The organism is Streptomyces chisholmiae, from assembly GCF_031845445.1.
Taxonomy (GTDB): domain Bacteria; phylum Actinomycetota; class Actinomycetes; order Streptomycetales; family Streptomycetaceae; genus Streptomyces; species Streptomyces chisholmiae.
Genome location: NZ_JAVREO010000015.1, coordinates 184,412 through 206,574, shown reverse-complemented (window position 1 = coordinate 206,574; position 22,163 = coordinate 184,412). Strand labels below are relative to the sequence as shown.

19 protein-coding genes are annotated in these 22,163 nt (G+C 72.7%); 8 read left to right on the top strand and 11 right to left on the bottom strand.

The annotated features are described in order from the left end of the window. The 5 genes from RM844_RS23555 to RM844_RS23535 all read right to left on the bottom strand — a co-directional run. Positions 1–1,219, bottom strand: a 1,219-nt coding sequence (locus RM844_RS23555) for a type I polyketide synthase (RefSeq protein WP_311669352.1), incomplete at its 3' end; no start/stop codon positions are given. 8 nt (positions 1,220–1,227) lie between these two features. Next, positions 1,228–2,535 carry a methylaspartate mutase gene (locus tag RM844_RS23550; RefSeq protein ID WP_311669351.1) on the bottom strand — a complete coding sequence of 436 codons (1,308 nt, stop codon included), beginning with the start codon at positions 2,533–2,535 and terminating at the stop codon, positions 1,228–1,230. Continuing rightward, entirely contained in the window at positions 2,532–3,053 is a 522-nt protein-coding gene (locus tag RM844_RS23545; protein ID WP_311669350.1) for a cobalamin B12-binding domain-containing protein, read from the bottom strand. Before RM844_RS23545 ends, RM844_RS23550 begins: the two co-directional genes overlap by 4 nt. Beyond that, positions 3,050–4,309, bottom strand: a complete 1,260-nt coding sequence (locus tag RM844_RS23540) for a type III PLP-dependent enzyme domain-containing protein (RefSeq protein ID WP_311669349.1) — start codon at positions 4,307–4,309, stop codon at positions 3,050–3,052. Before RM844_RS23540 ends, RM844_RS23545 begins: the two co-directional genes overlap by 4 nt. Positions 4,310–4,374: 65 nt before the next feature. Then, the gene (locus RM844_RS23535; protein ID WP_311669348.1) at positions 4,375–6,018 is read right to left on the bottom strand and encodes an amino acid adenylation domain-containing protein; all 1,644 of its coding nucleotides are present in this window, start codon (positions 6,016–6,018) and stop codon (positions 4,375–4,377) included. 77 nt (positions 6,019–6,095) lie between these two features. Between RM844_RS23535 and RM844_RS23530 the strand changes: the two genes are divergently transcribed. Further along, complete coding sequence (locus RM844_RS23530) at positions 6,096–6,332, top strand: phosphopantetheine-binding protein (RefSeq protein WP_311669347.1); 237 nt, start codon at positions 6,096–6,098, stop codon at positions 6,330–6,332. 133 nt (positions 6,333–6,465) lie between these two features. On the opposite strand, the gene RM844_RS23525 is transcribed toward RM844_RS23530, so the two are convergent. Together RM844_RS23525 and RM844_RS23520 are read right to left on the bottom strand one after the other, a co-directional pair. After that, positions 6,466–7,407 carry an ACP S-malonyltransferase gene (locus RM844_RS23525; protein WP_311669346.1) on the bottom strand — a complete coding sequence of 314 codons (942 nt, stop codon included), beginning with the start codon at positions 7,405–7,407 and terminating at the stop codon, positions 6,466–6,468. A 13-nt stretch (positions 7,408–7,420) separates the two neighbouring features. After that, positions 7,421–8,323 carry a proline iminopeptidase-family hydrolase gene (locus RM844_RS23520; RefSeq protein WP_311669356.1) on the bottom strand — a complete coding sequence of 301 codons (903 nt, stop codon included), beginning with the start codon at positions 8,321–8,323 and terminating at the stop codon, positions 7,421–7,423. A 273-nt stretch (positions 8,324–8,596) separates the two neighbouring features. Here RM844_RS23520 and RM844_RS23515 point away from each other — a divergent pair, with 273 nt between their 5' ends. The 6 genes from RM844_RS23515 (at position 8,597) to RM844_RS23490 (ending at position 16,414) form a co-directional block, all read left to right on the top strand. After that, on the top strand, positions 8,597–10,069 hold the full coding sequence (locus RM844_RS23515) for an NDP-hexose 2,3-dehydratase family protein (protein ID WP_311669345.1): 1,473 nt from the start codon (positions 8,597–8,599) through the stop codon (positions 10,067–10,069). Between the two features lie 14 nt (positions 10,070–10,083). Continuing rightward, positions 10,084–11,070: an aldo/keto reductase gene (locus tag RM844_RS23510; protein WP_311669344.1), complete on the top strand. Its 987-nt coding sequence runs from the start codon at positions 10,084–10,086 to the stop codon at positions 11,068–11,070. A gap of 787 nt (positions 11,071–11,857) precedes the next feature. After that, on the top strand, positions 11,858–13,108 hold the full coding sequence (locus RM844_RS23505) for an acyltransferase family protein (protein WP_311669343.1): 1,251 nt from the start codon (positions 11,858–11,860) through the stop codon (positions 13,106–13,108). 267 nt (positions 13,109–13,375) lie between these two features. Then, complete coding sequence (locus tag RM844_RS23500) at positions 13,376–14,362, top strand: aldo/keto reductase (RefSeq protein ID WP_311669342.1); 987 nt, start codon at positions 13,376–13,378, stop codon at positions 14,360–14,362. Positions 14,363–14,585: 223 nt separating this feature from the next. After that, complete coding sequence (locus tag RM844_RS23495) at positions 14,586–15,743, top strand: acyl-CoA dehydrogenase family protein (protein WP_311669341.1); 1,158 nt, start codon at positions 14,586–14,588, stop codon at positions 15,741–15,743. Positions 15,744–15,910: 167 nt separating this feature from the next. Then, positions 15,911–16,414, top strand: a complete 504-nt coding sequence (locus tag RM844_RS23490; RefSeq protein ID WP_311669340.1) for a flavin reductase family protein — start codon at positions 15,911–15,913, stop codon at positions 16,412–16,414. 113 nt (positions 16,415–16,527) lie between these two features. Here the strand turns inward: RM844_RS23490 and RM844_RS23485 are convergent, their stop codons facing one another. Then, positions 16,528–17,334, bottom strand: a complete 807-nt coding sequence (locus RM844_RS23485) for an AfsR/SARP family transcriptional regulator (RefSeq protein ID WP_311669339.1) — start codon at positions 17,332–17,334, stop codon at positions 16,528–16,530. Between the two features lie 475 nt (positions 17,335–17,809). Here RM844_RS23485 and RM844_RS23480 point away from each other — a divergent pair, with 475 nt between their 5' ends. Next, on the top strand, positions 17,810–18,988 hold the full coding sequence (locus RM844_RS23480; protein WP_311669338.1) for a sensor histidine kinase: 1,179 nt from the start codon (positions 17,810–17,812) through the stop codon (positions 18,986–18,988). Here RM844_RS23480 and RM844_RS23475 read toward each other — a convergent pair. From RM844_RS23475 to RM844_RS23465, 3 genes are all read right to left on the bottom strand, one after another. Then, complete coding sequence (locus RM844_RS23475; RefSeq protein WP_311669337.1) at positions 18,909–19,514, bottom strand: response regulator transcription factor; 606 nt, start codon at positions 19,512–19,514, stop codon at positions 18,909–18,911. The genes RM844_RS23480 and RM844_RS23475 overlap by 80 nt on opposite strands. A 519-nt stretch (positions 19,515–20,033) precedes the next feature. Beyond that, positions 20,034–21,254 carry a cytochrome P450 family protein gene (locus tag RM844_RS23470; RefSeq protein WP_311669336.1) on the bottom strand — a complete coding sequence of 407 codons (1,221 nt, stop codon included), beginning with the start codon at positions 21,252–21,254 and terminating at the stop codon, positions 20,034–20,036. A gap of 75 nt (positions 21,255–21,329) precedes the next feature. Further along, the gene (locus tag RM844_RS23465; RefSeq protein WP_311669335.1) at positions 21,330–22,154 is read right to left on the bottom strand and encodes a carboxymuconolactone decarboxylase family protein; all 825 of its coding nucleotides are present in this window, start codon (positions 22,152–22,154) and stop codon (positions 21,330–21,332) included. Positions 22,155–22,163 lie beyond the last annotated feature (9 nt).

Below are 22,163 nucleotides of genomic sequence, written 5' to 3'. Positions count from 1 at the left end.
GCGACGGACCATTCGGCGCCGTCAAACCATTCGACGCACCATCCTGATTCACCGCCGACCCCGCCACCACACCCAACACCCGACGCCCACCAGCCCGCGCCGAAGACAACCGCTCCAACACCAACACCCCCACACCCTCGGCGAAGCTGGTGCCGTCCGCGTCGTCGGAGAACGCCTTGCAGCGGCCGTCGTGGGCGAGGCCGCTCTGCCGGCTGAAGGCCGTGATGGTGCCGGGGCCGCCCATGACCGCGACGCCGCCGGCGAGGGCCAGCGCGCACTCGCCGTTGCGCAGCGCCTGGGCCGCGACGTGCAGCGCGACCAGTGAGGACGAGCAGGCGGTGTCGATGGTCAGCGCGGGGCCTTCGAGGCCGAGGGTGTAGGCGACCCGGCCGGAGAGCACGCTGGGCGCGGTGCCGGTGAGCAGGTGGCCGTCGAGGCCGTCGGTCGCCTCGTAGAGCTTGGGGCCGTACTCCTGTGGTTCGGCGCCGAAGTAGACGCCGGTGGCGCTGCCGCGCAGCGACAGCGGGTCGATGCCGGCGTGTTCGAACGCCTCCCAGGAGGTCTCCAGCAGCAGCCGCTGCTGCGGGTCCATGGCGGCGGCCTCGCGGGGCGAGATGCCGAAGAACGCGGCGTCGAAGGCGCCGGCGTCGTCGAGGAAGGCGGCGGAGCGGACGTAGGTGGAGCCGCCTCGGCTGGTGTCGTCGCTGAAGAGCTGGGCGAGGTCCCAGCCCCGGTCGGTGGGGAGGGGGGAGCTGATGTGCCGGTCGGCGGCGACGAGTTCCCACAGTTGGTCGGCGGAGTCGACGCCGCCGGGGAAGTGGCAGCCGATGCCGACGATGGCGATCGGGTCCTCGGCGGCGGAGGCGGCGCCCGGCGCGGCAGGGCCGGGGGCGTCGTCGGGGGTGGTGCCGAGCAGCAGGTGGCGGAGGTGTTCGGCGAGTTCGGCCGGGCTGGGGTGGTCGAAGGGGGCGGTGACGGGCAGCTCGTGGCCGGTGTGTTCGACCAGGCGGCGGTGGAGTTCGACGGTGCCGAGGGAGTCCAGGCCGTGGTCCCGGAAGGGGGTGTCGGGGTCCAGGGTGTCGGGGGCGTCCGGCAGGAAGCTGGCCAGCACGTCGAGGGTTTCGGTGCAGACGAGGTCCCGCAGTCGGGCCCGCTGTTCCTCGGTCGGCAGGTCGGCGAACCGCTCGTCGGGGTTCTCGGACCGCTCGTTCCAGCCCATGGCCGCTCTCACTCCCTGTTTCCCGGGTTGGTCACCGCGTGCTCCCGGCCCGGGGGTTCGGGGTCGAGGGGCTCGGTGTCGAACTTCCACTGCATGTAGGACAGCGCGCTGAGGAACTCGGTGGAACCGACCGTGCGCGCCGGGCCGGTGGCGGCGCTGGCCGGCAGCGGCAGGGCGCCGGTGTCGGCCCAGCGCAGGCGGCCGGCGTCGTCGATGAAGCTGCTGGTCTGCCCCCGGTTGTCGGGGTGGAGGCAGTAGGGGATGTCGAGGACGCCCCGCTTGAAGGCGCGGAGCAGGGCGTCGGCCATCCGGGGTGCGAGGTCGCGCACGGCGTCGATGATGGCCCTGGCCTCGGTGTAGGTCTCGGAGTCGCCGTGGTCGGCTGGTTGGCGCGGGGTGTCGGCGGCGATGGTGGCGGCGGTTTCGAGGGCGGCCACGTTCTCCTCGACGGTGGGGATGCGGCGGGCCTCGGCGGTGGTCTTGACGATGAGGCGTTCGGCGCCGGTGGCGGCGGCCAGCGCGGCGGCCTGGGCCAGCAGGCGGCGGGCGCCGCCGGGGGTGCGGGGGAAGAGGCCCATGTAGGCGTAGATCACCACGTGCCAGTCGATGTCGCCGAGGAGTTCGGCGCACAGCCGGCGGAGCGCGGCGACGGACTCGCGGTCCTGTTCGGGGCTGGTCTGCTGGGCGTAGCTGAGGGAGACGCTGGTGATGCCGTGCTCGCGGAAGAACAGGGCTTCCAGGACGCTGATGGCGATGAGGTGGCTGGGTGGGCAGAGCTGCCCCATCATGCAGCCGCCGAAGGTCTCCAGGTGCGGCCGCAGCCCGGTGTCGGCGAGGGTGGCGAACAGTTCGCAGCACGCGCTCCAGTTGCGGATGGAGTCGGCGAGCGGGGTGCGGCCGTAGGGCAGGCAGTAGGAGACGGGGCCGCCCTCGGTGGCGTCGATGCCGTTGCGGGCCAGCGCGCGGAAGATGTCGAGCGGCACGGCCGAGCCGTGCCGCACCTGGACGGGGAACGTGTGGTCACGCACCCCGGCCAGCAGCCAGCGGGTCACCTCGGGGCCGTAGTTGACGATGGGGTAGCCGTTGAGGCCCAGTCCGGCGGCGAGCGCGCGCTCCACGCTGGCCAGGTCGCCGACCCGGGTGTAGCTGTCCAGGGTGAGGGTGCCGACGGTGGTGGCGTCGGCACGCTTGGTGGCGAGCAGTCCGGTGCGCATGGCGCGGGGTGAGGAGAAGCCCATGCGTGGCTGGACGACCAGCCGGCCCTGGCGCGCGGCGGTGTTGACGGTTTCGGCGAACCCGGCGGTGCCGTCGGTCATCCCGCCCACGAGACGACCCGCCCGGCGTCCGCTGGGGTGCCGGCGGTGGCGGGGGTGGCGTGCGGGGTGGGGAGGGTTTCGAGGTAGCGGCGGAAGGCGTCGATGTCGCCGGTGCCCTCCTCGAAGACCTCGTCGAAGCCGGCGGCGCGCAGCTCGTCGAGGCGGGCCTGGGACTCGCCGCCGGAGATGCCGAGCTTGCCGCCGATGACGACGGGGGTGGTGGCCAGCCGGGGGTCGCGGCGCAGGCTGGTGATGAGGCGGCGGCCGTCCTGGTAGCCGTTGCCGTTGACGCTGCTGATCACGACGAGCGACGGGCGGAGCTCGGCGCACTCGCCGATGAGGAGTTCGTCGGGCACGCAGGGGCCGAGGTTGACCACGGGGTGGCCGAGTTCCTGGACGACCAGCTGGAGGTAGACGAGGTTCCAGGTGTGGCTGTCCGAGGAGACGCTGCTGACGACGACGGGCCGGGGTCGCGCCGTGCCGTGCGGGCCAACGGACGGGAGGTCGTACCCGTTCATGCCGGGGCTCCTTGCGAGCTGGTGTGTGGGTCGGTCACCGGCGTGTGTTCACGGCGGTGGGTGATGCGGGAGACGGAGACGATGCGCTCGCCGCGGACGGCGACCTCGGTGGGGGCCGGCCGGCCGAGGAACATCAGCAGGCTGGCGCTGACGCCGTAGGCGCCGACGTTGCCGAGCACCACCCGGTCGTCGGCGGCCAGCGGGGGGACGGCGATGTCCCGGCCGAGCAGGTCGCCCGGGGTGCAGAGCGGGCCGACGAGGCTGGCCACCTCGGTGGCGGGCGTGTCGCCCTGCGGCGCGACGGCGACGGGCAGCAGCCGGCCGAGGCCGGAGAGGCCGCCGAAGGCGTTGATGCCGGCGTCGACGATGACGAAGTTCCGGCCGCGGCTGGTCTTGGTGTTGACGACGCCGAGGACCAGGGTGCCGCTGTCGCCGACGAGGTGCCGGCCGGACTCGCAGGCGACCTTGATGTCGCCGCGCCAGGTGGGGAGTTCGGTGTCGAGGGTGGTCTCGAGGGCGGCCCGCAGCCGGGGGTAGCGGGGGCGTTCGCCGGCGACGGCGTAGGGCGCGGCGAACCCGCCGCCGATGTCGAGGTACTCCAGCTCCACACCGGTCTCCTTGGCCAGTTGGGCCGCGGTGCGGATGGTGTGCTGGAACTCGCCGATCAGGGCGTCCTCGTCCTGCGCGTTGCTGAGCGGGAAGAAGTGGAAGCCGACGACCCGGGCGCCGGGGACGGCGCGCAGCTCGTCGGCGAGGTCGCCGAGGGTCTCGGCGTCGAAGCCGAACTGGCTGGGGGCGCCGGTCATCCGGATGCTGGTGGCGGCGGAGGCGCTGGCGCTGTTGACGCGCAGCAGGCAGCGGGCCTCGACGCCCAGCCGGCGGGCCGCGTCGCCGACGTGCCGCAGGTCGGTGAGGGACTCGGTGGAGAACAGGCGCACGCCGAGGCGGAGCGCCTCGTCGAGTTCGGCGTGGGTCTTGCCGGGGCCGGTGTAGAGGCAGTCGGCGCCGTCGAAGCCGGCCTCCAGGGCGGCGGCCAGCTCGCCGGTCGAGCTGATCTCGGCGCGGCAGCGGGGGCCGTCGCCGTCCCGGGTGGCGCGGACCACGTCGGGGTGGGGGTTGGCCTTGAGCGCGTAGTAGAGGTCGAACTCGGCGGGCAGCGACTGGAAGAGGTCCCGGCGGGCCGCGGCGACGCGGTCCAGGTCGTAGATGTAGAGCGGAGTGCCGAAGCGGTCCGCGAGTTGCTGAACCTGACTCACCTGACATGCACCTTTCGGCGATTGTTCGGCTTCGAAGGTAGGGAAGCCGGCTGGGTGACACACCCCTAACCGACCCCTAGCTCTGGCGCGGGGTGCGGCTGGGGGCCCGGTCGGGCTGGCGGCGCGGCCGGCGGGGGCTGCGGGGCGCTCGGGGCGACCAGTTCGGCGGCCCGGCGGCGGAGTTGGCCGCGGTCGATCTTGCGGTTGCTGTTGAGCGGGAGTTCGGTGACGGGCTGGAGGAAGCGGGGCACCAGGCCGGGGGGCAGCGCCCGGCGGGCGTGCGCCAGGAGCGCGGGACGGCTGGCGGTGCCGGCGTAGAAGACCATCAGCTCGGTGCCGCGTTCGGTGCCGACATCGACCGCCGCCACCTCGGTGACCTGGTCGGCGGCGTTCAACGCGTGCTCCACCTCGGCGAGTTCGACGCGCTGGCCGTGGATCTGCACCTGGGAGTCGGCCCGGCCGAGGTAGGCGAGCTGGCCGCCGCCCAGCTCCCGGACCCGGTCGCCGGTGCGGTACCAGCGGTGGCCGGCGTGGTCGAGGAAGCGGCCGGCGTTCTGCGCCGGGTCGAGGTAGCCGGGGCTGACCTGCGGGCCGCTGACGCACAGCTCGCCCTCGCGGGGCGTGTCGGCGGGCGGCACGGGCCGGCCCGCCTCGTCGAGGAGCAGCGTGCGGTGGCCCGGGTGGACGGGGCCGATGGGGACGACGCCGTGCACGGCGTGCGCCTCGGTGTCCCGGCCGGCCCACCGGTAGGCCGCGATGGTGACGGTGAGTTCGGTCGGCCCGTAGAGGTTCTCGACGGCGGAGTGCGGGGCGGCGGCCTGCCAGTCGGCGGTGTCGGCGCAGCGCAGCGCCTCGCCGGCGAACAGGCTCAGCCGCAGCCCGGGCAGCGCGCCGGGGGTGAGGCCGCCCATCCGGCGGACCAGGGTGATGCTGCTGGGGGTGGCGAACCAGACGGTGATGCCGTGCTCGCGGAGAAACGCCGGCAGGTCGACGTAGGCGCGGGGGGTGACGGCGACCAGGCGGGCGCCGGCGCCCCAGGCGGTGAAGACGTCGAAGACGCCGCAGTCGAAGTTGAGGTCGAAGGTCTGCGACAGGGCGTCGTCCGGGCCGAGTTGGTACCGCTGGTCGACGAGGTCGAAGTAGTGCCGGAAGTTGGCGTGGCTGACGGTGACGCCCTTGGGGGTGCCGGTGGAGCCCGAGGTGAACAGGACGTACGCCACCGCGTCGGGCGCCACCTCGGCCGGCCGCGCCAGCGGGGTGGCGGCGGCCGGGTCGATCGGGCGGGCGCCGGCGGCGGGCGGCCCGGTGGGGTCGAGGACCGGGAGGCCGGCCGGGGCGCCGTCGAGGAGCGCGGGCAGCGCGGCGTGGCCGGCCTCGTCGACGACCAGCGAGGTCACGCCGGCGGCGGCGATCATGCCGCGCAGCCGGGCCGGCGGGAAGTCCGGGTCGAGCGGCACCACGGTCGCGCCGGCGTAGAGCGCGGCGAGCGTGCCGGCGTAGGCGGCCTGGCCCTTCTTGGCGAGCACGCCGACCGCGCGGTCGGGGCCGGGGGTGGCCGCGGTGAGGGCGCCGGCCCAGCGCAGCGCGGTGGCGTGCAGCTCCCGATAGCTGATGGTGGTGTCGGTGGTCCGCACGGCGATTCCGTCCGGGGCGCGGTCCAGCCCGCGGAGAAATCGACCGTGTAGCGCGTGCTCTGTGAATCCGGCCATGGGTGCCTTCTCGATATATTCTTTCAATTTTCCCTGTGGTACGGTCACTTCGTTTTTCTCGACCTAGGGGAGTCACCGTGTGGGATGAAAAGTTCGAGGCGGCGCTCAGGCCGCACCTGCCCTTCCTCAGCCCCGAAGAGAAGCTTGAGAGCGACGCACCGTTGCGCGATCTCGGTCTTGACTCGCTGGCCACCGTGGAGTTGTTGGCCACGTTGGAGAGCACCTATTCCGTGCGGTTCCGAGACGAGGCGTTGAACATGAGCACGTTCGACACGGCCGGCACGCTCTGGAAGACGCTCGGCGAGATGCGCTGAGCGTGGACCGCCTGGCCGCCTGTATTCCACGGGCGGCCAGGTTCTCCTTTCCTTCGCGGGATTTCCCGGTCGCGGTTTTCGGTGCGGACTGCGCTGGCTGCTTTCCCCCGGGGATGCCCGGCCGGTCGGTTCTCTAGGTCGGGGCGGTGGCCTTCTTCACGAGTCGGGCGTTGACCGGGGTCACGGTGAAGTTCCGCAGGGTCGCCGGGACGCGCCCGAAGAGGCTGTCCTGGCCGGCCACCCAGAGCCGCCGCACCTCGGCGGCGCGCAGCGCCGACACCACCGTCGGCCAGTGCAGCCGCCGCACGAAGCCGTCCAGCAGCAGGGTGCGCACCCCATCCGCCGTGTCCACCAGGCCGCCGTCGTGGTCGGAGACCAGCGGCAGCCGGGGCGGGTGGAACGTCAGGCCGTCGACCACCTCGGCGGCGGCCCGCGCGCGCAGCGGCGCGAACACCTCGGAGTGCATCGGCGGCCGCATGGTGTACAGCGGCATGGCGCCCAGCGACCGCAGCCGGGTGGACAGCCACTCGACCCGCCGCTCGGCGACGGTCAGCATGAAGAAGTCCTCGTCCAGCGTGCAGGCCAGGTCGTGCCACTCGCCCAACGCGTCGATCTCGCCCTGGAGTTCGGCCAGCCGCTCGGCGGGCAGCCGGACGAAGGAGAGGGTCACCAGGTCCTGGTGCGCGGTGCGGAAGTAGTCCTCCATCAGCAGCGCCAGCCGCTCGGTCAGCCGGACCGCGTCGGCGAGGTCCAGCGCCCCCGAGTAGGCGGCGGCGGCCTTGGCGCCGAAGCTGGGGCCGACACACAACGCCGGCCTGGCGTCCATCCGCTCCTCGGCCCACTCGGCGAACGCCACGCAGTTGACCATGAACGCGACCTGCGCCACCGGCGAGTAGTCGCCCTCGGTCTCCTGGTAGCGCTCCCGCAGCGAGTAGCCGAGCGCCTCGTCGGCGACCGCCACCAGCCGGCGCGCCACCGGGTCGTGCGCCATGAACTCGGCCACGTCCTGGTAGCGGGTCGGGCCCATGCCGGGGAACACCACCGCGGCCAGCGGGTCCTCGCCGTTATCCGTCATCCGTCGCATCCCCTCAGGAGTCGCCCAGTGTGGTGAGGTAGTCGATCAGGGTGGACCGCAGCAGTTCGGGCTCCTCGAACTGGGGCACGTGGCTGGAGTTCTCGAAGATCTCCCAGCGGGCGTCCGGGATCAGCTCCTGGAAGGGCCGCACCGAGTCCGGGGTGCACTCGTCGTGCCGCCCGGAGACGACCAGGGTGGGCACCGCGATCCGGGGCAGCAGCTCGGCCACCGACCAGTCCTTGAGGGTGCCGGTCACATGGAACTCGCTGGGCCCGTTCATGGTGTAGTACACCGTCGGGTTGTTCTGGATCTCCAGGAACGTGGCGGTGAACTCCGGCGGCCAGTCCACCCGGCAGACGAAGTGGTCGTAGAAGACCTTCATCGCCTGGAAGTACTCCGTGGTGTCCGTGGTCCCGGCGGCCTCGTGACAGGCCAGCGCCTCCTGCGTCGCCGGGTCCAGCTCCTTGCGGAGCCGGGCCAGCTCGACCAGCCAGTCCGGCATGGAGACCGGCGAGTTGGCGATCACCAGCCCCTTCAGGCCGGCGGGCCGGCGGGCCGCGTGCACGGCGCCCAGCATGCCGCCCCAGGACTGCCCGAACAGCACGTAGTCGTCCGCGATGCCCAACCGCTCCACCAGGTTGGTCAGTTCCCGCTCGAACAGCTCGACGGTCCAGAAGTCCGCGCCCTGGTCCGGGAGATGCGTGGAGCCGCCGTTGCCGAGCTGGTCGTAGTGGACGACCGGCCAGCCGTCCTCGGCGAGCGCGGCCAGCGGCAGCATGCAGTCGTGGGTGGCGCCCGGGCCGCCGTGCATCACCACCAGCGTCGGCCGTCGCCACGCCAGGTCGCCGGTCACGCGGTACCAGGTGCGGTACGCGCCGAACTGCACGGTGCCCTTGGAACTGGCGGCCGGTGTCATCGGCATCCCTTGCCTCGCTGGTGTGGGTCCCGGGCCCGCCACCCGGGCGGCGGTCCGCGCCGGCACGGGCCGACCCGGGGGAGACCCGCGAGCCGGGTCCCCGGACCTGGCACAGTGCCAGCCGCGCGGCGGCCCGGAACACCCCTAAGCACCCCTATTCGGCGGCTCCTGGAAGCGGCTGACGGGAATGCGACCGCTATTTCCCGAGATTCCGTTGCCCGGCCAACTCCGGGCTCCTTACGATGCCGACCACCAGCCAGTAAGGAGCCCTTCGTGGCTGATATTTCCTCGGCGCCCGGGACCCCCCGGGCCGACGCGCCGGCACTGCGCCTGGCCCGCTCGGCGACGTACCAGGACGGCGTCGTCATGTCGACCGACCGCTTTCACTCCTGGTATCGCGAACGGCAGCGCGACGACCACACCACGGTCCGCCAGATCGCGCTGGACGACCTGGTCAAGTGGTACACCGATCCGGAGACCGGGAACCTCCGCCACGAGAGTTCGTCCTTTTTCACCGTGGAGGGACTCTCGGTCGGCATTGCCGGACACCCGGTCCCCGAGTGGACGCAACCCATCATCGTGCAACCCGAGATCGGAATTCTCGGAATCCTGGTCAAGGAGTTCGACGGGGTACTGCACTGCCTGATACAGGCGAAGAACGAGCCGGGGAACCACAACGGCATGCAGCTGTCGCCGACCGTGCAGGCGACGAAGAGCAATTACACCCGGGTGCACCAGGGAAACGCGGTGCCCTATCTGGAGTACTTCCTGGACGTCGACCGGCACCGGGTGCTGGCCGACTCGCTCCAGTCGGAGCAGGGCACCTGGTTCTACCAGAAGCGCAACCGCAACCTGGTCGTCGAGACCACCGACGACGTCGAACTCCGCGACGGCTTCTGCTGGTTGACCCTGGGTCAGGTGCACCGGCTGCTGGCCGTCCCGGACCTGGTCAACATGGACACCCGCACCGTGCTCGGCTGCCTGCCGTTCGCCGGAGAGGGGCTCGCCGAGGCGCTGCCGGCCACCGACGACCCGTTCCGGGCGGCGCTGATCGCCTCCGCCACCCCGTCCGCCGGCGCGCGCACCCCGACCGCCGAGGTGCTCAGCCGGCTCACCGCGCGGCGGGCGCTGCTGGAGACCCGCATCGAGCGGGTGCCGCTGCGCGAGGTGCGCGACTGGCACCGGTCGAAGGCGGCGATCAGCCACGACCGGGGCGCCTTCTTCGAGGTCATCGGCGTGGACATCCGCACCGAGCACCGCGAGGTGCGCGGCTGGACGCAGCCCATCCTGCGGCCGGCCGGGCAGGGCGTCAGCGCCTTCCTCACCCACCGGTTCGACGGCGTGCTGCACGTGCTGGCCCGGGCCCGGGTGGAGCCCGGCTACCGGGAGCTGATCGAGCTGGGCCCCACCGTCCAGTACACGCCGGACAACTACGCGGCGCTGCCGCCGGCCGCCCGGCCGGCGTTCGCCGACGTGGTGCGGTCGGCGCCGCCGGAGCGGATCAGGTACGACACCGTGCTCTCCGAGGAGGGCGGCCGCTTCCACCACGCCCGCAACCGCTACCTGGTCGTCGAGGCCGAGGCCCACGAGGTGGCCGAAGTTCCGGACGACTACCAGTGGTTGACCCTCCATCAGGTAGCGGACCTGCTGCGGCACAGCCACTATCTGAACGTCGAGGCGCGGACCCTGACGGCCGCCCTCCACAGCCTCATCGGCGATGACCAGCCCGTTCACCGCACCTCCTAGGGATGTAGCCACTCATGCAGTACGCGAATCTGGGACGCACCGCGCTCCGCGTCAGCCGGCTCTGCCTCGGCACGCTCAACCTCGGGGTCCGCACCACCAAACCCGAGGCGTTCGAGCTGCTGGACACCGCGCTTGAGGTGGGCGTCAACTTCGTCGACACCGCCAACCACTACGGCTGGCAGCAGTACAACGGGTTCACCGAGGACGTGCTCGGTGAGTGGTTCGCCCAGGGCGGCGGCCGCCGGGAGAAGGTGGTGCTCGGCACCAAGGTGTTCAACCCGATGAGCGAGGACCCCAACGACCGGGGCCTGTCGGCGCGGCACATCATCGCCTCCTGCGACGCCTCCCTGCGGCGGATGCGGACCGACTGGATCGACCTCTACCAGATGCACCACGTGGACCGCTCGGCCAGCTGGGAGGAGGTCTGGCAGGCCATGGACGTGCTCACCCAGCAGGGCAAGATCCGCTATGTCGGCTCCTCCAACTTCGCCGGCTGGCACCTGGCCGCCGCCCAGGAGGCCGCCAACCGGCGGCACTCCCTGGGCGTGGTCTCCGAGCAGTGCCTGTACAACCTGCTGACCCGGCACGTGGAGATGGAGCTGATCCCGGCCGCCCGGGAGTACGGCATCGGCGTGCTGGCCTGGTCCCCGCTGCACGGCGGGCTGCTCAGCGGGGCGCTGCGGAAGCTGGCCGACGGCACCGCGGTCAAGACCGGGCAGGGCCGGGCCATGGTGGCGCTTGAGGAGCACCGGGAGACCGTCGCCGGCTACGAGAAGCTGTGCGCCGAGGTCGGCATCGAGCCGGCGGAGATGGCGCTGAGCTGGCTGCTCAGCCGGGAGGGCCTGACCGCGGCGGTGATCGGGCCGCGCACCGTCGAGCACCTGCGGGGCGCGCTGGGCACCCTGGACCACACGCTGGACGAGTCGACGCTGGCCGAGCTGGACCGGCTGTTCCCGCCGATCGGCAACGGCGGCCCGGGGCCGGAGGCCTGGGCCTGGTAACGCACACCGACGGGCGGTCCCGGGGCGGCGGAAAGCGGCCCGGGGGCCGCCCTTCGTCGTGCCGTGGCGCCGGCGGCTGACCGGCAGGGAACGGCGCCGCGCGCCCTCGGCGCCGACCGCCGTATCCCAACCGCCGTATCCCTCCACCGCCGTTTCCCGAACACCGCTTCCCGGCCGCCGTTTCCCGAACGCCGTTTCTCGACCGCCGCTCCCCGACCGCCGGGTGGAACGGGAATGCGGCCGGCGGCGGGCGGCGTTCCGGGTATTCCACCGGGGCATTGTCGCCCGGCCTCGCGCGGGCCGGGAAGTGCCTGCCGAACCTGGTGGTGCGACCACCAGCCAACGGGCGACCGGCGCCCGGATCGCCCCGGTATGCCGGGCGATTTCGCGGGCTCGAAGCGGCGCAGGGTGGTGCTGGCAACACCCCTAGAATTCCGCCCCGGTTGATCCGCGCCCGGTCTAGTAGCTTTCACTGCGTCCGGCGCTTTCCCCCGGGTGGGGCCCGCCTTTGGAAGTGGCCGGAGCAGGAACGCACTCGGTGACGAACCTCGGTAGAGACATTCGGTAACGCATTCGGTGACGCGGGTGGGCGTGTTCGACGAGGAATGCGCGGAACGCCCCCGGAATCCGCCGCCCCGCGGCCGCTCGTCGGTACAACCGCGCGGCGGCGGCGGAAGTTCCCGGCGCCGGCCGGCCGGCGCCGACGGCGCGACCCCGGAGCGTCCGACCCGAAGCGTTCGCCGCCATCCCGGCTCGCAGATCCCCCTCACTCCCCAAGGAGCAGAACGTGTCGACGGACAGAGTGCCCGTGCCCGGGCAGGAATCGGCCGACCGCGTGCCACCGCCCGCCGACGCGGCGGCACCGGGGCGTGCGCGGTCCAACCGCCTCAACACGCTCACCGGGCTGCGGTTCCCCGCGGCGTTCGTGGTCTTCATCTACCACGCGTCGCTCCTGGGCTACCTGGGCGTCCCCTGGCTGACCAGTGAGTCGGCCGTGACCACCTACAACAACGCGGTCAGCCACGCCGGCGCGCTCGGCGTCACCTTCTTCTTCGTGCTCAGCGGCTTCGTCCTGACCTGGTCGGCGCGGGACAGCGACACCGCGCCGCGGTTCTGGCGGCGTCGGCTGGTCAAGATCGTGCCCAACTACGTGCTGGTGTGGGGCCTGGCCATGCTGGTGTTCGCGGCGCCGTTCACCGACCTGGAGATCGGGCTGCTCAACCTGTTCATGATCCAGGTCTGGTACCCGGACTTCGCCGTCAACTTCGGGGTGAACCCCGCGGGTTGGTCGCTCGCCGTGGAGCTGGTCTTCTACCTGTCCTTCCCGGTGCTGCTGCACTGGGTGAAGAAGATCCCGGTCCAGCGGCTCAACCTGTGGATCCTCGGCGTCATCGTCGGCATCTTCGCCACCCCGTTCCTCTCCGTGCTGCTGGTCCCCGAGGGCACCCTCTTCATGGACATGGAGCCGGAGACCTCGGTCAACCAGTACTTCTTCGCCTACATCCTGCCGATCCCGCGCATCCTGGACTTCGCGCTGGGCATCCTGGTGGCCCGCGCGGTGATGGCCGGCACCTGGCGGGACATCGGCATGATCTGGTCCGGCGCGCTGCTGGTGGCCAGCTACGTGGTCGGCTACTACACGCCGTACATCTACTCGTCGAAGGCCATCTGCATCGTGCCGGCCGCCATGCTGATCGCCGCCGGCGCGATCGCCGACAGCGAGGGCCGGTTCACCCTCTTCCGCAACAAGGTGATGGTCTGGCTCGGCGACATCTCCTTCGCCTTCTACCTGGTGCACTACACGGTGATGGTCGGCGTCTGGAAGCTGCTGGGCAGCAACTCGTACTCGATCCCCGGCGCGGTCGGCCTGATGGTGCTCTTCCTCGGCGCCTCGATCCTGGCCTCCTGGGCGCTGTACGCGCTGATCGAGCGCCCGTTGACGCAGCGCTTCTCGAACCCGAGGAAGAAGCTGGTGGCCACCGCCCCCGTGGTGGCCGAGAGCCGGCCGCTGGCCAGCCAGCGGGCCGGTGGCGAGTGACCCGTCATCGCGGCGGGGTGAGCTGAACTCCCCGTAGGCTGGCCGGTGTTGACCGGTCGACGAGGCCCGGCCCCCGGAGTCGGCGTGACCCGTTCCCCCCGTCGCGGGCGCGACGCGGGGGAGCCGGACCGCCGGCGCCGGGGGCCGCCCTGGCCTGCCCGGACGTCACCCGGTGTGGGGCCGGCGGCCACGCCGGGTTGACATGGAGCGCACTCCAGCTCCTAGCGTCTGTCCCTGAGAACTCCCGAGCCCAGGAGGCTTTTCCACATGACCCCCGTCCCCACCCGGCATCTCGGCAAACTGGCGGTCTCCGCGCAGGGGCTCGGGTGCATGGGCATGAGCCATGCCTACGGCGCCACGGACGACGCCCAGTCGGTCGCCACCCTGCACCGGGCCCTCGACCTCGGGGTGACCTTCCTGGACACCTCCGACTACTACGGCTCGGGACACAACGAGGAGCTGGTCGGCCGGGCCATCGCCGACCGGCGCGACGAGGTGGTGCTCGCCACCAAGTTCGGCTTCGCCAACCGCCTCGGCGAGCCCATCCAGGTGCGCGGCGACGCCGCCTACGTGCGGCAGGCCTGCGACGCCTCGCTGCGCCGGCTCGGCGTGGACCACATCGACCTGTACTACCAGCACCGGGTCGACCGGGAGGTGCCGATCGAGGAGACCGTCGGCGCCATGGCCGAGCTGGTCCAGGCCGGCAAGGTCCGCCACCTCGGGCTCTCCGAGGCCGGCCCGGAGACCATCAGGCGGGCGCACGCGGTGCACCCGATCGCCGCGCTGCAGAGCGAGTGGTCGCTGTGGAGCCGGGACCTGGAGCGGGAGATCGTGCCGGTCTGCCGCGAGCTGGGCGTCGGCGTGGTCCCGTACGCGCCGCTGGGGCGCGGCTTCCTCACCGGCCAGTACCGCTCGCTGGGCGAGCTGGCCGACAACGACGTGCGGCGCTACCAGCCGCGCTTCACCGACGGCAACCTGGAGAAGAACCTGGCGATCGTCGCCCGGCTCGACGAGCTGGCCGCGGCCCGCGGCGTGACCGCCGGGCAGCTGGCGCTGGCCTGGCTCCAGCGGCGCGGCGAGGACGTGGTGCCGATCCCGGGCACCCGCCGCCAGCGGTACCTGGAGGAGAACCTCGCGGCCGCCACCTTGGAGCTGTCCGACGAGGAGCTGGCCGCGATCGAGGCCGCCGCACCGGCCGCGGCGGTCGCCGGCGAGCGCTACGACCCGGTCGGCACCACCTTCCTCAACGGCTGACCCGCCGGTCGGCCCATCCGGGCTGACCCACCGCCCGGCCCGCCCCGACAGCCCCGCCCCCACCGTGCCGCACACCCTCGTTCCCCGGCGAGGGCCGAAAGGCCGGGGGCGGGGCACTCCCACGTTCCGGTCGCACCTGGCTCTAGCGCGACCCGAGCCCTGGTCCAGCGGCCCGCGCCATGGTCAGAAGCCCTGAACCAGTGGTGTTCGCAAGGAGGCGGGTATGGACCGAAACGCTCTGCGGGAGACCGGACTTGTGGCTCGGTCGGCCGAGCTGGCCGAACTGGCGCACAGCCGCGCCCAGGCGGCGGAGGAGCAGCGCCGGCTGACCCCCGACGTGGTCGAGCTGATGCTGGAGACCGGCTTCGCGCGCCACTTCGTACCGGCGGCGCAGGGCGGCGTGGCGGGCACCTTCGAGGAGTTCAACGAGGCCGTGGCCGTCGTCGCCGAGGGCTGTCCGGCCACCGCGTGGTGCGCCTCCGTCGCCTCCAGCCTGGCCCGGATGGCCGCGTTCCTGCCCAACGAGGGGCGCGAGGAGGTGTGGGCGAAGGGCGGCGACACCTTCGTCGTCGGCTCGCTCTCCCCGGTCGGCAAGGCCACGCCGGCACCCGGCGGTTGGCGGGTCAACGGCTCCTGGGCCTACATCAGCGGTGTCGACCACTGCGACTGGGCGGTGGTCTGCGCCGTGCTGCCCGGCGACGACGCGGAGCGCCAGGGACCGCCGCCGGCCCGGCTGTTCGCCCTGCCGCGCGCCGACTTCACCGTCCAGGACACCTGGCACGGCTCCGGCATGCGGGCCACCGGCAGCAACACCCTGGTGGTCGCCGACCAGTTCGTGCCCGAGGCGCGCAGCGTGGACCGGCTGCGGCTGTTCGAGGGCCGGCCGCTGGACTCGACCGCCGACTGCCACACGGTGCCGATCCAGGCGGTCAACGGGCTGTCCTGCGCGCCCGCCGCGCTGGGTGCCGGCCGGGCGGCGCTGCGGCTGTGGACCGAGTCCACCGCGCAGCGGCTGGCCAGGGGCGGCGGCCGGCCCGGCGTGCCGGGTCCGGCACGCGGCACCTACGACGCGGTGCTGACCCGCGCCGCCGGCGAACTCGACGCGGCCGCCCTGCTGTTGGAGCGCGCGGCCCGGCTGGCCGACGGCGGCTCCCGGGTCACCGAGCGGGACGTCGCGCGGAACATGCGGGACTACGCGCTGGCGACCGAGCTGGTGACCGCGGCCGTCAACCGGATGTTCGCCACCGCCGGCACCTCGGGCCACACCACGGGCAACCCGCTGCAACGGCTGTGGTCCGACGTGAACTCCATCGCCACCCACATCGCGCTCGCCTTCGACCCGGCGGCGACGCTCTTCGCCTCCCAGCGGTTCGACCGCTGACATTCCCCGCCCCCGGCGCCCGGGCCGGCCGCGGACGGCCCGGGCCGCACGCTCCGTCCGGGCCCGGGGCGCGTTCGAGTCGCTCTCCACGCGCCTTCGAGCCGGTGCCCCGAAACTGCGGGGTAGGCAGCGGGAGAGGCCCGTGACTGAACTACGGAGTGGACGTCATGCTCGACGCGGATACCTTCCGGAAGCTCTTCGGCACGTTGCCCACGCCCGTCGCGATCGTCACCGCGCTCGGCGAGGACGGCGGCCCGCGCGGCTTCACCTGCAACGCCTTCTCGGCGGTCTCCGCCGAGCCGCCGCAGCTGCTGGTGTGCGTGGGCAAGGGGTCGCGGACGCTGCCCGGGCTGCTCGCCTCGGGTGTCTTCGCGCTGAACTTCGTGGCCCACGAGGGGCAGGAGGCGGCCCGGCTCTTCGCCGGCAAGGCGGCGCACAAGTTCGACCAGGTGGTCTGGCGCGGCGGTCTGGACGGCGTGCCGGTGCTGCCGGAGGCGGCCGTGGCCTACGCCGGCTGCCGGCTGGTGCGGTCCGTGGACATGGGTGACCACCTGCTGGTGATCGGGCGGGTGGAGGAGAGCGAACTCTTCCCGCGCACCGCGGTCCTGTACCAGCAGGGTCGGTTCGGGGTGTGGGAGCCGGGCTCCCGGCTGGCGGCCCAGCCGCGCTGACCGGCCCGGGCGCGGCGCGCCCGGTGGCGGGCCGCGCCGCCCGGCGGGGCGGCGACGGTGGCGCCCCGGGGGTCGGCGGATGGCACGGCGGCCGGCGGTCGGGCGGGCGCCCGTCAGGCCGACAGCGAGTGGGGGAAGTGGCGCAGCGGGCCGGACGGCAGGGTGGGGGAGGTGCGCGGCCGGGCCTCAAGCTCGGTGTCGTTGGCCAGGATGGCCTGGTGCAGCCGTTGCAGCCGGGGGGCCGGCTCGACGCCCAACTCCTCGATGAGGGACTGCCGGAGGGACTGGAAGACGCCGAGCGCCCGCCAGGTGTGGCCGGCCCGGTAGAGCGCGGTCATCAGCAGGGCGGCGAGGGTCTCGTTGAGCGGCTCGCGGTTCACCAGCATCCGGAGTTCACCGATGATCTCCGCGTGCCGGCCGAGCCGCAGGTCGGCCTCGAACCGCAGCTCCTGCGCCAGCGAGCGGGCCTCCTGCATCCCGATGACCTCGGTGCCGAGCACCTCGCCCACCGGCACGTCGGCCAGCGCCGGACCGCGCCACAGGGCCAGCGCCCGCCGCAGGTGGGTGGCCGCGGAGCCGGCGTCGTTCCCGGTCAGTGCCGCGCCACCGAGCCGCACCAGGCGTTGGAACTCCAGCAGGTCCAGCGAGAACTCGTCCGGGGCGAGCCGGTAGCCGCCGTAACTGGTCGACAGCACCTCCTTGGCGCTGCGGCCCGTCTGTTCGACTCCCGCCTCGGTGAGCTTTCTCCTTAGTTGAAGGATGTACGTCTGTAGGGTGGTGCTGGCGCTCCTCGGAATAGCGTCGCCCCACACCTCGGCCATCAACGTTTCGACGTGGACGACGCCGCCTGCCCGGACAGCAAGAAGTGACAGGATTTGTCGGGGTTTTCCGGCGGTGGGGGCGATGGATATGGCGTTCATGTGAGCTTTGAGTGGTCCGAGAACTCCAAATTCCATGGAGTCGAGCATCTCAGTTCGCCGGCACGGGCAACCAGTGACGCCTGCACGAACGGATGTGAAGATCTCATAGGTGCCGGGCCGCCACCGGTCGGCGCGTTCCCGCTCACCGGGGCCCTGGGCGGGTCCGTCGGGGGCGCCGGAAGGCGGCCACAAGTGGCCGCCTCGGCTTCATCTTTGTGTCGGTCCAGCCTGGTAACGTGACAACCGGAAAAGTGCCCGCGCAATGGGGCTCGGGACACGACGGTGCGCGGGATCACGATACTGACCGGTAGCCCGTGGGTGGGGGCCCGGGGCGCGATCCGCTTACTCGACCCGTAAACGCGTTCTGTCGCTCGCTGTTCGACTGAATTCCGGTACGAGCGCTCGGGGGAATGTGATGGCGTTTTCTGGTTTGGGCGGTCCGTTAACAGGCGAAGAAGATCTCGTTAAAGCCCATGTGCAGGCGCTGCCGCCGCCGTCCCACGGGCGGCCCGCCGCCCCGCCGGCGCTCGCCCCGGCCGCCGGCGCTCGCCGTCCTGGCCCCACCCCGGCCGCGTCCGAACCGCCGGGCGACGTCTCGGCCCTGGACAGCCCGCTGGTCCGCCTGCTCCAGGAACGCCCCCTGCTGACCCGGGTGTTGGTCGCCACCGTGCCGGGCGCCCTGTGCGCGCTGGCCGCCCTCCTCTTCCTGGCCGACAGCGCGGGCTGGCCCCGGGCGCTGCTGATCGCGCTGCTCGACTGGCTGGGCTGCGTCCCGGTGGTGGCGGTGCGGCAGAACCGCTGGCGCCTCGCCTGCGCGCTGCTGCTGCTCGCGGCGTCCGTGCCGTTCCTGAACCTCGGCGAACTCGCCTACGTCGGCGTCCCGTTGACCGTCGCCGCCATCCTCGGGCACGCTGTGCACCGGTACCGTGCGGCGCTGACCGCCGCCCGCGCGCTGGCCGGCGAGGAGCGGCGCCGGGCCGCCAGGGAGCGACAGCGGCTCCAGCGGGACCTGCACGACCTGATCGGCTACAGCCTCTCCGCGATCGTGGTGCAGGCCGAGCTGATCGACCGCCGACTGGCCGAACAGCGCGCCCCCAGCCGCGGCGACGTCGCCGAGCTGATCTCGCTCTCCCGCCGCGCCCTGGCCGAGGTGCGCTCCCTCTCCACGGTGCCGCCGCACCTCTCGCTGCCGGTCGAACTCGCTTCCGTGCGACGCGTGTTGCGGACCGCCGGGGTGGAGACCGACGTGGTCGACGACCTGCCGGCGCTGGGTGACGGGCGGGTGGAGGCCGCGATGGCCGCGGTGCTGCGGGAGGGCACCACCAACATCCTCCGGCACAGCCAGGCCAGGGCCTGCCGGATCACGGTGGGGCAGGTGAACCGCAGCACGGTGCTGCTGCTGTCCAACGACGGCTACGAGCCGCCGCGGGGCGAGGAGACCGGCAGTGGTCTGGAAGGGCTGGCCGTGCGGGTCGCCGCGGTCGGCGGGCAGTTGACCTGGTCGCACCGCAAGGGCTGGTTCCGGCTGCGGGCCGCGTTCCCGGCGGTGCTGACGGACCCGGCCGACGGCTCGGCTACAGCCAGCCGGCGCGCTCGGCGATCCGGATGGCGTCCAGCCGGTTCCTGGCGTGCAGCTTGGCGACCGCGGCGGTGAGGTAGTTGCGCACGGTGCCGACGGAGAGGTTCATCCGGTGGGCGATCTCGGCCGGTTCGGCGCCGCTGGCGGTCTGCCGCAGCACGTCGGTCTCGCGCACGGTCAGCGGGCTGACGTCGCTCTCCCAGGACGCCAGCGCCAGTTCCGGCGCGATCACCCGACCCCCCTGGGCGACCTTCCGGATGGCCTCGGCCAGTTCGTGGGGCGGGGCGTCCTTGAGTAAGAACCCGCTGACCCGCGCGGCCAACGCGCGTTGCAGGGTGCCCGGCCGGCCCAGCGCGGTCAGCACCAGGGTCCGGCACTCGGGCAGCCGCTGGTGCAGCGCGGCGGCCGCCGAGATCCCGTCGATGCCCGGCAGGTCGATGTCGATGACCGCGACGTCCGGCCGGCTCTCCAACGCGGTGGACACGATCGCGTCCCCCCGGTCGACCTCGGCCACCACCGACAGTCCCGGCTCCCCCTCCAACAGGGCGACCAGTGCCCCCCGAACCATGTGCATGTCCTCGGCCAACATGACTCGTATCACTGAGTCGTTCCCCCACTCCCCGAGATGCGGTCGAAACCCCTGGGATACCGTCAACCCCGAGTTTCAGCCGACCCCCGAGATTCGGTCAACAATGACACGATGATCGTACATGGTTGCTCAGAGTTTGATCGAGATCTAGGTTAATAGTCGAGCAAGTATGTGAATATCGGTTGCCTTTCGCATTTTTCTGTGGGAATGCGGATAGCCGGCGCTCCCGGCGCACCGGCGAGCCGGTGCGTGGGCGGCGCGGTCCGGCGCCGCGGCGATGTCCGCCCCGGTCAGGGCCGGGGTCCGGCGCCCGGATTCGTCGCGGGCCCGTCGCCCGCGGTACTCCGACGACGGAGAACAGGAAACGGGCTTTGCGTGAAAGGTCGGGGAAGGCGTCCGGGAACAGTTCCCGGGCAGCCGGATCGGGCCGTGGTTCGCTGATGGCGGAAAGGCGACGGTCGGCGGTGCCGAACGCGTCGGTCATCGCGCGCAATGGCCGGCACCGGCACCCCGGCCGACGGCCCCGGCCGGTCAGGTGGGGGCGGGCGTCGGGTGCCAGGTGAGCGGGAGGTGACGGGGGCCGCGGATCAGCAGGCCCTGGCGCCACGGGAGTCGGGCCGGATCGGCGGCCAACGCGAGGTGCGGGCAGCGGGTCAGCAGGGCGGTGAGCGCGGTGCGGGCCTGGCGGCGGGCCAGCGGCGCGCCGAGGCAGTAGTGGATGCCGTGCCCGAAGGCGAGGTGGCCGCCCGCCGGGCGGCGGATGTCGAACCGCTGCGGCGCGGGGAACCGGGCCGGGTCCCGGTCCGCGTCGGCCAGCGCGACCAGCACCAGCTCGCCCCCGCCCGGGACGGTCACCCCGCCGATCTCCACCGGGGCGGTGGTGAAGCGGTAGGTGGTGGTCTCCACCGGGCCCTCGTAACGGAGCACCTCCTCCACGGCGTTGTCCACCAGCCCGGGGTCGAAGCGCAGCGCCGCCAACTGCTCCGGGTGGCGCAGCAGGGTCAGCACCGCCGAGGCGATCAGGTTCACCGTGGTCTCGAAGCCGGTGACGAGCAACAGCCACGCCATGCCGATGAGTTCGTCGGGGGAGAGCCGGTCGCCCGCCTCGTCGGTGGTGCGGATGAGGGCGCTCATCAGGTCCTCGCCCGGCAGGCCACGCTTCTCCGCCACCATGGCGACCAGGTAGCGGGTCATCGACGCGGTGGCCGCCGCCCTGGTCTCCTGGTCCGGGCTGCTCAGCGCGTCCTCGGCCCACTCCCGGAAGGCGGCCCGGTCCAGCGACGGCACGCCGAGCAGTTCGCAGATGACGCCCATGGCCAGCGGGAACGCCAGCGCGTCCACCAGGTCGGCCCGGCCGTCGGCGCCGGCCAGCATGGCGTCGAGCAGCGCGTCGGTGAGCGCGGCCACCCGGGGCGCCAGCTCCTCGATCCGGCGGGTGGTGAACTCCCGGGCCACCAGCCGGCGCAGCCGGGTGTGGTCGGGCGGGTTCGAACTCAGCAGGTTCTCGCCCGCCGACAGCCGGGTCAGCGGCAGGTCGGGGGAGGCGTCCCGCCACGACTTGGAGAGCGCCGGATGGGTCAGCGCGGTCCGGCACGCCTCGTAGCCGACCACCAGCCAGCCCACCGCGCCCTCCGGCACCCGCACCCGGTGCACCGGGCCCCGGGCGCGCAGTCCGGCGTACACCGGGTACGGGTCGCGGGTGAACTCCTCGCCGAGCGCGCCGAAGTCCGCCGCGATGTCGGTCGTCCGCACTGAAGTCCCCTTCGTCGAGCGATGGTTGAGCCGGAGAGTGCCGGCGGCGCCGGACGGCGCCGCCGGTGGCGGCCGTCACCGCGCCGAGGTGCCGCGCTCCTCGAACACGTCCCGGGCCACCCGGATCGCGTTGAGCACCCGGGGGAACCCGACGTAGGGCACCACCTGGATGAGGATCTCGACGACCTGCGCCGGGCTCAGCCCGACGTTCAGCGCGGCGCCGATGTGCACCCGCTGCTGCGGCGCGGTGTCACCGAGCGCGGTGAGCGCCGCGACGGTGACCAGCTGGCGCTGCCGGGGGGTGAGCGAGGCGCGCTGGTAGACGTCGCCGAAGGTGAACTCGACGATGTAGCGGCCGAGGTCGGGGGCGAGGTCGCCGAGGGACTCCACCACGTCCAGGCCGTGCTGGCCGTCGATCTCCACCAGCTTCTCGGCGCCCCGCTGGTAGCGGTCCCGGTCTTCGGCGTGCACCTCGGGCTCGGCGGTCAGACCGCGTTCGGCGAGCACCTCGCGGACCACGCGGATCGCGTTCAGCGCCCGGGGGAAGCCGGCGAACGGCACGAGTTGGATCAGCGTCTCGACCAACTCCTCGGGGCTGAGACCGAGGTTGACCGCCGCGTTGAGGTGGACGGTCAGCTGGCCCGCGGTGTCGCCCTGCGCGCTCAGCGCCGCGACGGTCGCCAACTCGCGCTGGGCGAGGGTGAGTCCGGGCCTGGCGTAGACGTCGCCGAAGGCGAACTCGATGACGTACCTGGCCAGGTCGGGCGCGACCTCGGCCAGCCCCGCCATCGCGGCGGCGCCGCGTTCGCCCGACACCTCAAGCAGCTTCGCCCGGCCCTGTCGGTAGCGCTCGCTCTCCGCCGCGGTGGCGGGGTCGGCGACGTTCTCTGGGTGGCTCATGATCTCCGT

Excerpts from the sequence above, each read along its gene's own strand:
- RM844_RS23510 (WP_311669344.1), top strand. The coding sequence starts at position 10,084 with ATGCAGTACGCGAATCTGGGACGCACCGCGCTCCGCGTCAGCCGGCTC.
- RM844_RS23495 (WP_311669341.1), top strand. The coding sequence starts at position 14,586 with ATGGACCGAAACGCTCTGCGGGAGACCGGACTTGTGGCTCGGTCGGCC.
- RM844_RS23465 (WP_311669335.1), bottom strand. The coding sequence starts at position 22,154 with ATGAGCCACCCAGAGAACGTCGCCGACCCCGCCACCGCGGCGGAGAGC.
- RM844_RS23525 (WP_311669346.1), bottom strand. The coding sequence starts at position 7,407 with ATGACGGATAACGGCGAGGACCCGCTGGCCGCGGTGGTGTTCCCCGGC.
- RM844_RS23550 (WP_311669351.1), bottom strand. The coding sequence starts at position 2,535 with ATGACCGACGGCACCGCCGGGTTCGCCGAAACCGTCAACACCGCCGCG.
- RM844_RS23535 (WP_311669348.1), bottom strand. The coding sequence starts at position 6,018 with ATGGCCGGATTCACAGAGCACGCGCTACACGGTCGATTTCTCCGCGGG.
- RM844_RS23485 (WP_311669339.1), bottom strand. The coding sequence starts at position 17,334 with ATGAACGCCATATCCATCGCCCCCACCGCCGGAAAACCCCGACAAATC.
- RM844_RS23520 (WP_311669356.1), bottom strand. The coding sequence starts at position 8,323 with ATGACACCGGCCGCCAGTTCCAAGGGCACCGTGCAGTTCGGCGCGTAC.
- RM844_RS23545 (WP_311669350.1), bottom strand. The coding sequence starts at position 3,053 with ATGAACGGGTACGACCTCCCGTCCGTTGGCCCGCACGGCACGGCGCGA.
- RM844_RS23490 (WP_311669340.1), top strand. The coding sequence starts at position 15,911 with ATGCTCGACGCGGATACCTTCCGGAAGCTCTTCGGCACGTTGCCCACG.
- RM844_RS23500 (WP_311669342.1), top strand. The coding sequence starts at position 13,376 with ATGACCCCCGTCCCCACCCGGCATCTCGGCAAACTGGCGGTCTCCGCG.